This is a genomic window from Flavobacterium frigoris (genome assembly GCF_900111075.1).
In the GTDB taxonomy this organism is placed as follows: domain Bacteria; phylum Bacteroidota; class Bacteroidia; order Flavobacteriales; family Flavobacteriaceae; genus Flavobacterium; species Flavobacterium frigoris.
This window is the reverse complement of the sequence record NZ_FOFZ01000001.1, coordinates 223,429-235,796: the sequence shown is the minus strand read 5'-3', so window position 1 is coordinate 235,796 and position 12,368 is coordinate 223,429. Positions and strand designations below refer to the sequence as shown.

Annotated in this window: 14 protein-coding genes; 11 read left to right on the top strand and 3 right to left on the bottom strand. The window is 35.4% G+C overall.

Annotated features, from left to right (window positions below):
• Window positions 1-104: 104 nt before the first annotated feature.
• The 7 genes from BMW63_RS00935 to BMW63_RS00905 all read left to right on the top strand — a co-directional run bounded on the left by BMW63_RS00935 (window position 105) and on the right by BMW63_RS00905 (window position 7,246).
• Window positions 105-569, top strand: a complete 465-nt coding sequence (locus BMW63_RS00935; protein WP_074720315.1) for a GNAT family N-acetyltransferase — start codon at window positions 105-107, stop codon at window positions 567-569.
• Window positions 570-660: 91 nt separating this feature from the next.
• Window positions 661-1,509, top strand: a complete 849-nt coding sequence (locus BMW63_RS00930; protein WP_074720313.1) for a class I SAM-dependent methyltransferase — start codon at window positions 661-663, stop codon at window positions 1,507-1,509.
• Between the two features lie 243 nt (window positions 1,510-1,752).
• The gene (locus BMW63_RS00925; RefSeq protein WP_074720311.1) at window positions 1,753-2,328 is read left to right on the top strand and encodes an OmpH/Skp family outer membrane protein; all 576 of its coding nucleotides are present in this window, start codon (window positions 1,753-1,755) and stop codon (window positions 2,326-2,328) included.
• Between the two features lie 151 nt (window positions 2,329-2,479).
• On the top strand, window positions 2,480-4,750 hold the full coding sequence (locus BMW63_RS00920) for a helix-turn-helix domain-containing protein (protein WP_074720309.1): 2,271 nt from the start codon (window positions 2,480-2,482) through the stop codon (window positions 4,748-4,750).
• Between the two features lie 76 nt (window positions 4,751-4,826).
• Window positions 4,827-5,267 carry an energy transducer TonB gene (locus BMW63_RS00915; protein WP_175460248.1) on the top strand — a complete coding sequence of 147 codons (441 nt, stop codon included), beginning with the start codon at window positions 4,827-4,829 and terminating at the stop codon, window positions 5,265-5,267.
• A gap of 226 nt (window positions 5,268-5,493) precedes the next feature.
• Window positions 5,494-5,898, top strand: a complete 405-nt coding sequence (locus BMW63_RS00910) for an OsmC family protein (RefSeq protein ID WP_074720305.1) — start codon at window positions 5,494-5,496, stop codon at window positions 5,896-5,898.
• A 127-nt stretch (window positions 5,899-6,025) separates the two neighbouring features.
• On the top strand, window positions 6,026-7,246 hold the full coding sequence (locus BMW63_RS00905; protein WP_074720303.1) for a multidrug effflux MFS transporter: 1,221 nt from the start codon (window positions 6,026-6,028) through the stop codon (window positions 7,244-7,246).
• Window positions 7,247-7,439: 193 nt separating this feature from the next.
• Here the strand turns inward: BMW63_RS00905 and BMW63_RS00900 are convergent, their stop codons facing one another.
• Window positions 7,440-8,072, bottom strand: coding sequence for an SDR family oxidoreductase (locus BMW63_RS00900; protein WP_074720301.1), 633 nt, complete (start codon window positions 8,070-8,072; stop codon window positions 7,440-7,442).
• A 198-nt stretch (window positions 8,073-8,270) separates the two neighbouring features.
• Here BMW63_RS00900 and BMW63_RS00895 point away from each other — a divergent pair, with 198 nt between their 5' ends.
• The 4 genes from BMW63_RS00895 (at window position 8,271) to BMW63_RS00880 (ending at window position 10,813) form a co-directional block, all read left to right on the top strand.
• Window positions 8,271-8,834 carry a TetR/AcrR family transcriptional regulator gene (locus BMW63_RS00895; protein ID WP_074720299.1) on the top strand — a complete coding sequence of 188 codons (564 nt, stop codon included), beginning with the start codon at window positions 8,271-8,273 and terminating at the stop codon, window positions 8,832-8,834.
• Between the two features lie 76 nt (window positions 8,835-8,910).
• Window positions 8,911-9,459 (top strand): carboxymuconolactone decarboxylase family protein, encoded by a 549-nt coding sequence (locus BMW63_RS00890; RefSeq protein WP_074720297.1) that lies wholly within the window; start codon window positions 8,911-8,913, stop codon window positions 9,457-9,459.
• Window positions 9,460-9,652: 193 nt separating this feature from the next.
• Window positions 9,653-9,961, top strand: coding sequence for an EthD family reductase (locus tag BMW63_RS00885; RefSeq protein ID WP_074720295.1), 309 nt, complete (start codon window positions 9,653-9,655; stop codon window positions 9,959-9,961).
• A gap of 321 nt (window positions 9,962-10,282) precedes the next feature.
• Window positions 10,283-10,813 (top strand): DUF1572 family protein, encoded by a 531-nt coding sequence (locus BMW63_RS00880; RefSeq protein ID WP_074720293.1) that lies wholly within the window; start codon window positions 10,283-10,285, stop codon window positions 10,811-10,813.
• A 275-nt stretch (window positions 10,814-11,088) separates the two neighbouring features.
• On the opposite strand, the gene BMW63_RS18060 is transcribed toward BMW63_RS00880, so the two are convergent.
• Window positions 11,089-11,244: a hypothetical protein gene (locus tag BMW63_RS18060; RefSeq protein WP_175460247.1), complete on the bottom strand. Its 156-nt coding sequence runs from the start codon at window positions 11,242-11,244 to the stop codon at window positions 11,089-11,091.
• A gap of 111 nt (window positions 11,245-11,355) precedes the next feature.
• Window positions 11,356-12,291: an HU domain-containing protein gene (locus BMW63_RS00875; protein ID WP_074720291.1), complete on the bottom strand. Its 936-nt coding sequence runs from the start codon at window positions 12,289-12,291 to the stop codon at window positions 11,356-11,358.
• Window positions 12,292-12,368 lie beyond the last annotated feature (77 nt).

Sequence of the window (12,368 nt, the reverse complement as noted above, 5' to 3'; positions counted from 1 at the left end):
GATTAGTGGTAGCTGAATACTGAACACTAAAAAAATGTTCCACGTGAAACTATTTCGCGAAGCCTTGATATTATTAAGAAATTTTTTTTTTATATTTTTCACATATGCGGATAGTTCAGAAAGTTGTTTTGTCATTGCAAGAGAAAGAAGTTTTGTGCCAACTTTGGAATACTGAATATCCAGAGAAATTAAGTTATGAAACAATAGAGGGTTTCGATTTGTATCTAACTAGCTTATCAAACACAAAACATTATTTACTGACTGACGAAGCAAACAAAATAAAAGGTTGGGCATTTACTTTTTGTAGAGATGAGGAAGATTGGTTTGCAATACTTGTAGAGAAGAATAGTCAAGGCAGCGGTAAAGGTTCGTTATTGATGGAAGAATTGAAAAAGAATAAAAATAGTTTGAATGGCTGGGTTGTAGATCATGAAAATGATGTAAAGCAAAATAAGGAGCAGTACAAATCTCCCTTGTTGTTTTATGTCAAAAACGGATTTGTTATTTGTCAAGAAGTGAGGATGGAAAATCAGAAAATATCGGCGGTCAAAATAAATTGGAAGTACTAAGTAAAAATATAAAAGCAGCAAACCCTAAAAGTGATAATTTCATTTTTAGGGTTTTGCTATAAAAACAAACCAAAATACCAATAATTATAAAATGGACATTTTAAATAAAAAGCATTTTCTTACTGTAAAAGACCATTCTGTTTCCAAAGAAACATTTGACTTATACCACGATGAAACACTGGACATGTTAATTACATATCCGCAACCCAGTTTAGAAAACTTGGGTAAGTATTATGAAAGTGAAGATTATATTTCACATACGGATGGAAAACGTTCGTTATTTGAAAAAGCGTATCATTTTATAAAAGGTATTGCTTTGAAAAATAAATTGCAGCTAATAAATTTGCACCAACCTCAAAAAGGTAGAATTTTAGACATTGGGGCTGGAACTGGAGATTTTTTAGCAGTAGCCAAAGAAAACGGTTGGGAAACAGTAGGAGTGGAGCCAAGTGATAAAGCTCGAGCCATTGCTTTGAAAAAAGCAGTTTCTTTTGTTGAAGACACTTCGGGATTAGAAAGTCATTCTTTTGACGTGATTACGATGTGGCATGTTTTGGAACATGTTCCAAATTTAGATAAGCAAATCAAAGAATTAAAGCGATTGCTAAAACCATCAGGAACTTTAATTGTTGCAGTGCCAAATTTCAAATCTTTCGATGCAAAACATTATGGAACATTTTGGGCAGCTTATGATGTGCCAATTCATTTTTGGCATTTTTCGAAAAAAGCGATAAAAATGCTTTTCGAAAAAGAAGGTATGAAATTAGAAAAAGTACTTCCTATGAAATTTGACTCTTTTTATGTGAGTCTGTTGTCAGAAAAATACAAATACGGAAAAATGAATTTTGTTAAAGCCTTTTTTGTTGGATTGCAATCGAATAGTAAAGCGAAGCAAAATTTGGAATATTCATCCCATATTTACGTTCTAAAAAACAATTAAATCGAATTTAAGGCTAATTTAAAGTTAGATTTACAAAGAAATGAGTATTGGGATTGCTTATTATGGTTTTGAGGCTTATTTAAGCGCTGTTAAAGTCATTTTTTATAGATATAAATTATAATTTTTTGTTTTTTAATAACAAAACCTGATACTATAAATTTTTGCCAATTTTCAAAGTTTTTTAGGATAGTCTCTATTTTTTTATATTTTTGCTATACATACATAAATTACAAATAAACCAAAATGAAAAAAGTATTATTAATTATCGCAATTTCTATTTCAGTTGTTGCTTGCAACAAAACCGCAGACGTTAAAGAAGTAAAAACAGCTTATGTAGACACTTCGGTATTAATGAAAGAATATACAGAGGCGAAAGATCTTGCTGAAAAATACAAAGCACAGTCTGAAGAAAAAGGAAGACAGCTAGATGCAGAGATTAAACGTTTCAAAGAAGATGCTGCTAATTTTCAAAGTCAAGCACAAGCAAACGGTCAAGCATGGGCACAACAAAAAGGTGCTGAATTACAAAAAAGAGAGCAACAATTGAGTTATGCTCAACAAGCTTTATCTCAACAATTGCAACAAGAAAGTGGTGCAGAAATGGATACTTTAGTAAGCGGAGTGAAAAAATTCATTAAAGCATATGGTAAAGAAAAAGGATATTCTTATATCTATGGTACAGGAGATGCAGCATCCGTTTTATATGCTGAAGATAAATACGACATTACAAAAGATATCGTAAAAGCATTAAACGACAAATACAAGTCTGCTGTTAAAACAGAAGAAAAAGTAGAAGAAAAAAAAGAAGAAAAGAAATAAACTTCTGTTTTTATAAAATTCAATAGCCTCCATTCTTGTATTAGAGTGGAGGTTTTTTTTGATTATTTACTTATTCATATTGTCGTTATTATACTCTTGTAAATAGCTTACTTTTGTGTTTTCAAATTGTTTTTTTTAATCTATACGCCTGATGCAAACCGTTTCTGAAGCCGCCGCTTACACCTTACAATTCATCAACCAAACGCAACGTTCTGTTTTTCTAACCGGAAAAGCAGGTACGGGAAAAACTACGCTTCTAAAGGAAATTATCGCAACCACGCACAAGAACACTGTGGTAGTAGCACCTACGGGTATTGCCGCTTTGAACGCAGGCGGTGTTACGATTCATTCCATGTTTCAGTTGCCTTTTGGAGGATTTATTCCCGCTTTTGGCGTCGATTCTCAGTTTACAGATACCGTAAAATTTGAATCTAAGGATACGTTGCGTCGGCATTTTAAAATGAGCGGATTGAAGAAATCGGTGATTCGTAATATGGAATTGCTGGTGATTGACGAAGTGAGTATGCTTCGCGCTGATTTGCTGGATGCGATGGATTACATGATGCAAACGGTGCGCAAGAATGCGACTCCTTTTGGTGGGGTTCAAGTATTATTTATAGGAGATTTATTACAGTTGCCACCTGTCATTCGCGATGAGGAATGGCGTACGCTGCGCAACTACTACAAAGGGAAATTCTTTTTCCATTCGCATGCCGTGCAGCAAAGTCCGCCATTGTACATTGAGTTATCAAAAATATACCGTCAAACGGATACCGAATTCATCTCGGTTTTGAATAATTTACGGAACAACCAAATCACTGCTGCCGATGTTCAGGCATTGAACAAGTACGTTAAACCTGATTTTGATTTAAAAAATAACAAAGGGTATATCACGCTTACGACCCACAACAACAAGGCTGATGCTATGAATGCACAAGCTTTGGAAGATTTAAAAGGGGAGTTGATAACCTACAAGCCAGATATAGTAGGTGATTTTCCCGAGAAGATCTTTCCGATAGAAGAACGCTTGCAGTTAAAACTAGGTGCACAAGTGATGTTCGTGAAAAATGATCTTTCTTTCGAAAAAAACTATTTCAACGGGAAAATGGGAATTATAAAATCTCTTTCGAGCCAGGAAATTCTGGTTCATTTTCCCGAAGAAGATAAAACCATAGAAGTCGAAAAATACGAATGGCAAAACATTCGTTATAAAATTGATCCTGCGACAAAAGAAATAGAGGAGGAGGTTTTAGGGACTTTTGTACATTACCCGATCAAGTTGGCATGGGCGATTACGGTGCATAAAAGCCAAGGTTTGACTTTTGACAAAGCTGCAATCGATGTTTCGCAAGTTTTCATGCCGGGCCAAGCATATGTTGCATTATCACGTTTGCGCTCGTTAGAAGGGCTTATTTTGCTATCTCCGTTGCGTATGAACGGGATTTCTAACGATCAGGATGTGATGGATTACTCTTTAAACAAGGCTTCAGAAGAATTGTTGAAAAATTCGTTGCATTTTGAAACCAAGAATTTTATTCATAATTATTTGATGCACAGTTTTGACTGGGCTAATTTAGCTCAGGAATGGCGCAATCACAAGTATAGTTATGGCGATAAATCAGAAAGTTCGTCTAAATCCAAACACGCGCTTTGGGCGACCAAGCAAATGGAAGCGATCAATTCGCTTTTGGATCCATCCAAAAAATTCATGGGGCAGCTCAACAAAATTTTTAATAATGAGACCGTCGATTTAATCCATGTTTCCGAAAGGATTCAAGCCGCTTTTGGTTATTTTTTAAAACCCATGGACGAACTGGTTTTTGAAATCCTCTGGAAGCTGGAAGAAGTGAAGCGTGTCAAGAAAAGCAAAGCCTATTATGACGAACTGATCGTGCTCGGAGAATTACAGACCAAAGCCGTTTTGCGGCTGATGAAAGCCAAGCTTTTAATTGAAACTGTCGTTGCAGGAGAACCCATTTCGAAGGAAAAACTAACCTCTGACGAAATAAAGAAATACATCAGTAGAAAGACCGAAGCGATTCAGAACCAGTTCAAGAAAGAAAATGTGACCTTGATCGAGGATGAAGCCGACTTACAACGCTATACTTCTAAAAAAGCGACCAAGAAAGCACCCAAAAAATCGACCGTTCAGGAAACCTATGAGTTGTGGGTAGAAAAAAATTCAATTGCAGCTATTGCCACTATCAGAGTGCTTACAAAACAAACTATTTACTCGCATTTTGTCCAACTGATACAAACCAAAGCCGTGTCTATTACGGAGGTTTTACCGGAGGATAAAATACAGACTTTAGCTCAAGCTTTCCAAGGTTATAAGGAGGAATCGCTTAATGCATTAATGGAGAAAAACAGTGGTAAATTTACCTGGGATGAAGCCCGAATGTACAAAGCGACCTTGAATTAGAGCTTGTAATCGTTTATAATTTACTTTACAATTAATGTTTTAATAATTTATTAGTGATTTTATGAAAAAGGTATTTATGTCATTTTTTTTGTTTTTTATTGCTTTTTGTTTTGGACAACCCAAATATAAACAGATAACAAATGATTCGATTCAGGTCATTGTTTGCACAGCGCTTAGTGATGATATGAACAATTTAAACGAAGATGCTATTTATAATGGTTTAGGAGTGGAGGTAAAGCCTATTTTTTCAGGAGGATGGATAAAATTGGACGAGTTCGTAAAAATGAATTATCAAGTCCCCCTAATTAACGGTCAAAAAATTAACGGTAAAATCAGTACAACCGTTATTATTGAAAAAGATGGCAATATTTCTAATATTTCGATAATAAAAGATTTGGGCTACGGTAGTGGAAAAGAAGCAGAGAGAGTTTTAATGATGATGCCCAAGTGGACACCTGCAATGGTAAATGGTAAGCCCGTTAGATGTTTATATGCAATCCCAGTTCAGCTGCCCTAGTAACTTTATACACAGCCGAGCCCGCAGACATTTACCTAACTGGATTGTTAATGCGGATGTGCGATCCAAATGATTTTATGGTTTATTTTAAAACACGAATTTGTATCTAAATTTTTTGGATGCAGCAGTTGAGATTATATTCAACAATCTAGTTCATATATTCTAGTGACCATTCATCATGTAATAATCGTATATTTGAAATAACAATTTCAAATCCATTCACCCTATGAACTATTCTGTCAAAGCCAGTATTTCCTCTAATACAAATGCAGCTGTACATATCAAGGAATCCGAGATTAGTTTTGGGATTTCTCCTGATACAGAAGCGAGTTTACCCAATCCAGCAGAGTTGTTTTTAGGATCCTTTTCGGCTTGTATTCTTAAAAATGTGGCTCGGTTTTCGGTGATGATGAATTTTGAATATTCAAAAGCCGAATTAACCGTAAATGCGGTCCGACTAGAAAAGCCACCAAGAATGGATGAAATACAATATGAATTGCTCATCTACAGTCAAGACGAAAGCTTAAATATTGATTTGTTGCAAAAGAATATTGAAAAATTTGGAACCATCTTCAACACGGTTAAAGCCTGCTGTTCAGTCAGCGGTACTGTTAAAAAAACAGCTGAGTAAAAAGAGGAACCGAACTACTATAAATTCAGTTTTCAACTAACTATTAGCTACTAAAAAGGCAAAACTTAAAAGTCTTAGAATTCCATAAAACAGTGGCGAAACCAATTCAATACTGTATTTTTGCCTGATGCAAAAAAATATCCAGACTTCTCAATTTGAATTTGTTGCACTTATGGCGTCCTTGATGTCGGTGGTGGCATTAGCAATCGATGCCTTATTGCCGGCTTTGGAGATTATTGGAATTAGCATTGGTACTACTGCAGTCGTGGATAATCAATTGCTTATCACAATGATTTTTCTGGGTCTTGGATTCGGCCCTTTAATTTTTGGTCCGCTTTCAGATAGTTTAGGGAGAAAACCAGTTGTTTACATGGGTTTTGCCTTGTTCATTTGTGCTAGTTTCATTTGTGTAAACGCCACAAGTTTAGAAATGATGGTGGTGGGTAGAATACTGCAAGGAATAGGCTTATCTGCTCCTAGAACGATTAGTATTGCTATTATTCGCGATATGTACAGCGGAGATTATATGGCGCGTATTATGTCGTTTGTAACGGTTGTTTTTATATTGGTTCCTGTAATTGCGCCGGCTTTGGGTAAATTCGTGCTGGATTATTACAACTGGCATGGAATTTTTTATATTCAAGTAGTGATTAGCCTTTTGGTTTCTTTCTGGTTTTGGAAACGACAACCGGAGACATTATCCCTAGAGAACAAAAAAGGTTTTTCTGCCACCGGTTTTATAGGCGAATTTAAGGAGCTATTCAAATTTAAAAAAACCGTTGGTTTCACGATTATCTCGGGATTTATTACCGGATCTTTTATGGTGTATCTTAGTAGTTCCCAGCAAATATTCCAGAATCAATACCATCTTGAGGAAGAGTTTCCATATATTTTTGCCGGATTAGCGATTGCAATTGGTGCCGCTGTTTTTTCTAATGGCGTTCTAGTAATAAAATACGGAATGGAGAAATTAATTACTGTTGCATTAGTTTCTTTCTTCGTGGTTTCGGCAACTTACGTTGCTTTATTTTATAACTCGCCAAATCCAGATGTGCGCATTTTGATACTGTTTTTCGGCTTGCAATTTTTTAGTATTGGTTTCCTTTTCGGAAACATACGCGCCATGGCAATGGAGCCAGTAGGGCATATTGCTGGGACAGCCGCAGCGGTTACGGGTTGTATTTCTACAATTATGGCGGTACCCATCAGTATCTTCATTGGCCGATTTATTGCTGACACGGCTTTGCCACTGTTTGTTGGGTTTTCAATATGCGCCGCATTAGCAATTGGTTTGCTTATTTATCTAAAAAACAACGAAAAACGAACAGTTAAAGCCCTTTCTGATTAGCGTGCTACTGACAAAGAGTGTAGTGGCTTACTTAGAATTAGCAATTGTTAAATTTTTATTAGAAGTAATACATTTTCATAGTACAAATAAAAAAACCGAAACGACTTTAATCAATAAAGTTCTTTCGGTTTTTTTGGGTTGAATCAATAATTGTATTCTATTATAAAGCTAAACTGCGTAATAGATATTCTTATTAACTGATTTTATTCAATGCATTCTGAATCGAAGTAGCTCCTTTGATAATTTCGAAAGTTGCATTAGGAGCCGTTTTATCTTCTAAACTTTGCACTAATGTTTGCGCAACATCGGCTCTACTAATTTCGCCATGTTTATTCAAATTTTGCGCTAGCTCAATCATTTCTACTTGCGATTCATTTGTCAAAGTCCCTGGTCTAATAATGCTATAATTTAAACCGCTGCTTTTTAAGTATTCGTCAGCGTTATGCTTTGCTTTCAAATACTCTTGTAGTTGGGTAGCTTCTTCTGGTTTGTCGGCTCCCATAGAACTCAACATTACAAATTTTTTGACATTTGCTTTTTTAGCCGCATCTATTAATTTTTTTGCTCCTTCTTGATCGACACCTAAAACATTTTTTCCACCAGAACCTGCTGCAAATATTACCCTATCTATTGGATTAGTAAAAACGGAAGTAACATCAGCTTCTAAATCTCCCAAGACAGTTTGAATATTTTGGTTTTTAAAGTAGGCTTGTTGCTCTTCTTTTCTAACCATAGCGATTGGGTTAAAATGTTGTGATTTATTTAAGAGGGCTATTATTTTTTTTCCGGTAGTGCCATTAGCACCAGCTACTAATATATTTTCCATATCTAAAAGTACAAAAATTAGTTGCACTAAAGGCTACTGAAAGAAGTGTTTAACATCAGTTTAATACTTTTTAACGCTCTTTTTAGAAATTGCATTCACAATTTATTAAGCAGCTTAGTAGTAGCAAAAGTTAAAAATTGTCTAATAATTTTTTTATTTCAAAGCAAGTGCTTAGTTTTGTGTCGTATTAAAATAGAGATGGCAAGAAGTAAACAATATAACGAACAAGAAGTAATAGAAAAAGCAATGTCTTTGTTCTGGCGCAATGGGTATGAAAATACCTCGGTTCGTATGTTAGAGAAAGAAATGGGCATCAACCAGTTTTCTATTTATGCTGCTTTTGGTAACAAACAGGGACTCTTTTTAGAAAGTTTAAAATGCTACAAAAGGAAAGTAAACAGTATGTTCGAAAAGTTTAAAAACGGAACTAACGGAATTAACGACATCAAAGAATTTTTCTATGATTCGGTTCAAACCCCCATAGAGGTTGGCAATTATAAAGGATGCTTTCTAACCAATACCTACAATGAATTTGCCGAAGCGGAAGATCAGATTATCAATGTGCAAATGACTGAATTTATGGAAGGGATCAAGCAACTATTCATAGAAAAATTACGAACAGATCAATCCAAAGGCGAACAAACAGTATTAAAGCAGGCTAACTATTTGTTGTTGGCAAAACATGGTCTTGCCGCAGCATCAAGAGTAAACAGTAAGCAAGAAATTGAAGATTATATAGAGCTAACGTTCAAAAACATCTAGCTTTTTTTTGATCTAAAACTAAGCAGTTGCTTAGATATATATTAATACAAATAATAATAAATTAAAATTCATAATTATGACAACATTAAAAGTGCACAATATCGAATCAGCACCTCAAGAAAGCAAAGCATTATTAGAAAACTCACAAAAGGCATACGGAATGATTCCGGGGCTTCACGGCGTTTTAGCAGGTGCTCCTGGGATACTTAAAGCATATCAAACATTACACGAATTATTTGTTGACTCGTCTTTCAACGAAGAAGAATTGACTGTAGTATGGCAAACCATCAACGTAGAGCATGAGTGTCATTACTGTGTTCCGGCACATACGGGCATCGCTGCAATGATGAAGGTTGACGACACAATTACGCAGGCTTTACGTGACCGCACGCCACTTGCAAATTCTAAATTAGAAGCGTTGCGTGACATGACCTTAGTTATTGTTCGCAATAGGGGTCAGGTTTCTTCAGCGGAATTGCAGACATTTTATGAAGCAAGTTATGGTGAAAGACAAGTTTTAGAGATCATTTTAGGGTTGTCTCAAAAAGTGATTAGTAACTACTCAAACCATATCGCTAATACCCCAGTTGATGCGGCTTTTCAAAAATTTACTTGGAAAAAATAACTAAAAAATTACTGGAGTCACCAGCAGTATTTTGTATATTTGGGCAGCTTTTCCGCCCTCCGTTCCCGCTTTTTTTGTTTCGCTACGCTGCACAAAAAAGAGCTCCACTCAGCTCGGGCTGCGGGCTTGTAGAAATGGCACGATCCGTATACAAAATACGGGTAGTTACTAATTAATAATTAAAACGAATATCATGATAAAAGTAAGCGTAATGTATCCAAACGGTCCAGAGACCACTTTTGATGTCGATTATTATAAAAATTCTCATCTTCCCATGATAGCAGCGGCTGTAGGAGATGCCTTAAAAGGGATAGAATTAAACATAGGTCTAGGCGGCAGAATACCAGGCGAACTAGCACCTTATGTAGCTATTGCACATTTAACATTTGATTCAGTGGCGTCTTTTCAATCTTCTTTTGGGCCTCATGCGGCAACATTTGCGGAAGATATTCCTAATTACACTAATGTAGTTGGGGAACTTCAAATTAGTGAGATTGTTTAATAATCAAATTTAAACACCACCAAAAACAGAATTGCAATACAGTTCTTAAAATATAGCAACTCGTAAAAGAGTTGCTTTTTTTATGCAGATGTATTACGAAAATAAGATGCTTGATATAAGTTTGTGGTGCTCGATTGAACCGCGGTTACCTTAAACAGGTAATTTATAAGGGTTGTAGGCGCTGCTGAGTCCGTTTCTTTTATAATCGACAGTAGTAATATTATAAGACATTTATTATACTTATATAATAATTAATGCGTGATTTTGTTTTACCTTTAAACATATTTATTGCAATCAAAATCTAAAGTAACCAAAGTACATATGACAAAAGGATATCTTGAAAGTGCTAAAGCACAATTCAAACATTATAAATCAATTGGAGAAAAGACATTCGATCAACTTAAAGACGACGATTTTTTTTGGCAGTATAATGAAGAATCAAATAGTGTTGCGATAATAGTAAACCATATTTGGGGGAACATGATGTCTAGATGGACTGATTTCCTTACTACTGATGGAGAAAAAGAATGGAGAAAGCGAGATGAAGAATTTGAAATAGCTATTACTACAAAAGAAGAATTGTTAACTAAATGGAATCAAGGTTGGGACTGTCTTTTTATCGCATTAGATTCAATAACCGAAGAAGACTTAAACACAACAACAGTTTATATTAGAAATGAAGGGCATTCTATACTAGAAGCAATTAACAGACAATTAGCACATTATCCTTATCACATTGGACAAATTGTTTTTATTGGCAAAATGGCAAGCATGAATTGGAGTGCTTTAACAATCCCAAAAGGAAATTCTATGGCACATAATACAGAAATGTTTACTAAACCAAAACAATAGCAGGACGTAAACGGTGATTTTAAAGAACAATTCAACTTTTGCCAGCTCGTATGTGTTTAAATAAGAGTTTGCGCGGCTAATCATGTAAAAACAGCGTTAATTGACGCGTTTTACTTTGTGAAGGCGCAACGAAGAGTAAAAAGACGTTCTGAGCATTCAAATTTTGCAGCATTTGCAGGCTGACAAGTAATACGGCTGATTGTGAACTAATACCCATTATCTACAAAACAGCCCAATTGTCACATCTAGCGGAGTCGAGAACCACTATGTCATGTCTACTCCGTACGATGTGATAATAATTTGTTAGTACTATTCTGTACTTGTGTTTGATATAAACCACTTTGGGCTATAAATTTAAGATTTGGAAGGATATTCGTGTCGTTAATCAAATGCTTAGCCCAGATAGAAGCGGCATCCTCTTGTGGTCTCATTTTTTTGAGACCACAAGAGATATAGCGAATAGCTGGAAATTGCTCCTAAAAAAATACCCCCAAATAGCGTACTGCTTTTTGGGGGTAATCTAAACCGTAGTGGTTTTTAGATTATAGGGACTCAATCAAAAGCCAGGCTTCTGGATTGTCGTTTTTCTGAATTTCTTTCTTGGCTTTATCAGCTTCGGCAAATGTGGCATAACTACCATAAAGGACAGGGTAAAGACCGTATTTATTAATACCAATGCGTCTGGCTTTGTATCCTTGGTTAGAAAGACGTTTGAATATTTTATCAGCATTTGCTTCTTCTCTGAAAGCACCTGCCATAATATGATAGGACATCTTACTTTCTTTTATCGAAAGGGTTACCGCTGGCATTGGGCTTTTTATAAAGAAAGTCGCTTCTTGAATTTTAGTGTTTACTTGTTTCTGAACCGCTGTTTCAACTAAAACTGTTTCGGAATTGATTTGGTTTTGATAGACAGAATAACCAACAGTTGCCGTTAATCCTAATCCTAAAACAAAAATCGCGGCATATTGTAAATACGAACGACCGCTTCTTTCTTCTGTATCTAAAGTGATTACGGTATTTTCTTCTAGGGCTTCGATTTTTTGTTCGAAGATTTCTCTTTTTACAACCGGAGAAACAAAGGCGCTTAAACCAAATGAACTAGTCAAATAATTAGTTTGGTCTAAAGGTTTGAAAACAATATTGTTATCTGCATTAAGGCTGATATCTCCAATATTTTTTATCGAAAAACTACCGTTTGTCTCCAATGCTTTTTTCCAGTTCACTACTTGATACTGAATAGCACTCACGGCATAATCATAAGAAGTTTTTTCTGCTTGGGCAATATGGTTGGCTAACAGGCCATCGTTATTTTTCAGATTGGCATTGAAAGAAATCATTTTTTTTGGAGGAAAAAATGAATTTGCGCTTTCAACCCACTTAGCCGATTGGATTTCAGTCAAAAATGCACCGAATCCAGGAACGGTAACACATTGATAACGATATAAAAGCTGAGTGATGTAAGGTTCGATGTTCATACATACAAAGTTATACAAGGAAAATAGTTATCAAAATTTTATTCACAATTTTTATTAACAATCTGCGTAATTTTTTT

What these genes read in the sequence shown, in the direction of transcription:
- BMW63_RS00935 (WP_074720315.1), top strand. Translation starts at nt 105, where the DNA reads ATGCGGATAGTTCAGAAAGTTGTTTTGTCATTGCAAGAGAAAGAAGTT.
- BMW63_RS00930 (WP_074720313.1), top strand. Translation starts at nt 661, where the DNA reads ATGGACATTTTAAATAAAAAGCATTTTCTTACTGTAAAAGACCATTCT.
- BMW63_RS00925 (WP_074720311.1), top strand. Translation starts at nt 1,753, where the DNA reads ATGAAAAAAGTATTATTAATTATCGCAATTTCTATTTCAGTTGTTGCT.
- BMW63_RS00920 (WP_074720309.1), top strand. Translation starts at nt 2,480, where the DNA reads ATGCAAACCGTTTCTGAAGCCGCCGCTTACACCTTACAATTCATCAAC.
- BMW63_RS00915 (WP_175460248.1), top strand. Translation starts at nt 4,827, where the DNA reads ATGTCATTTTTTTTGTTTTTTATTGCTTTTTGTTTTGGACAACCCAAA.
- BMW63_RS00910 (WP_074720305.1), top strand. Translation starts at nt 5,494, where the DNA reads ATGAACTATTCTGTCAAAGCCAGTATTTCCTCTAATACAAATGCAGCT.
- BMW63_RS00905 (WP_074720303.1), top strand. Translation starts at nt 6,026, where the DNA reads ATGCAAAAAAATATCCAGACTTCTCAATTTGAATTTGTTGCACTTATG.
- BMW63_RS00900 (WP_074720301.1), bottom strand. Translation starts at nt 8,072, where the DNA reads ATGGAAAATATATTAGTAGCTGGTGCTAATGGCACTACCGGAAAAAAA.
- BMW63_RS00895 (WP_074720299.1), top strand. Translation starts at nt 8,271, where the DNA reads ATGGCAAGAAGTAAACAATATAACGAACAAGAAGTAATAGAAAAAGCA.
- BMW63_RS00890 (WP_074720297.1), top strand. Translation starts at nt 8,911, where the DNA reads ATGACAACATTAAAAGTGCACAATATCGAATCAGCACCTCAAGAAAGC.
- BMW63_RS00885 (WP_074720295.1), top strand. Translation starts at nt 9,653, where the DNA reads ATGATAAAAGTAAGCGTAATGTATCCAAACGGTCCAGAGACCACTTTT.
- BMW63_RS00880 (WP_074720293.1), top strand. Translation starts at nt 10,283, where the DNA reads ATGACAAAAGGATATCTTGAAAGTGCTAAAGCACAATTCAAACATTAT.
- BMW63_RS18060 (WP_175460247.1), bottom strand. Translation starts at nt 11,244, where the DNA reads ATGAGACCACAAGAGGATGCCGCTTCTATCTGGGCTAAGCATTTGATT.
- BMW63_RS00875 (WP_074720291.1), bottom strand. Translation starts at nt 12,291, where the DNA reads ATGAACATCGAACCTTACATCACTCAGCTTTTATATCGTTATCAATGT.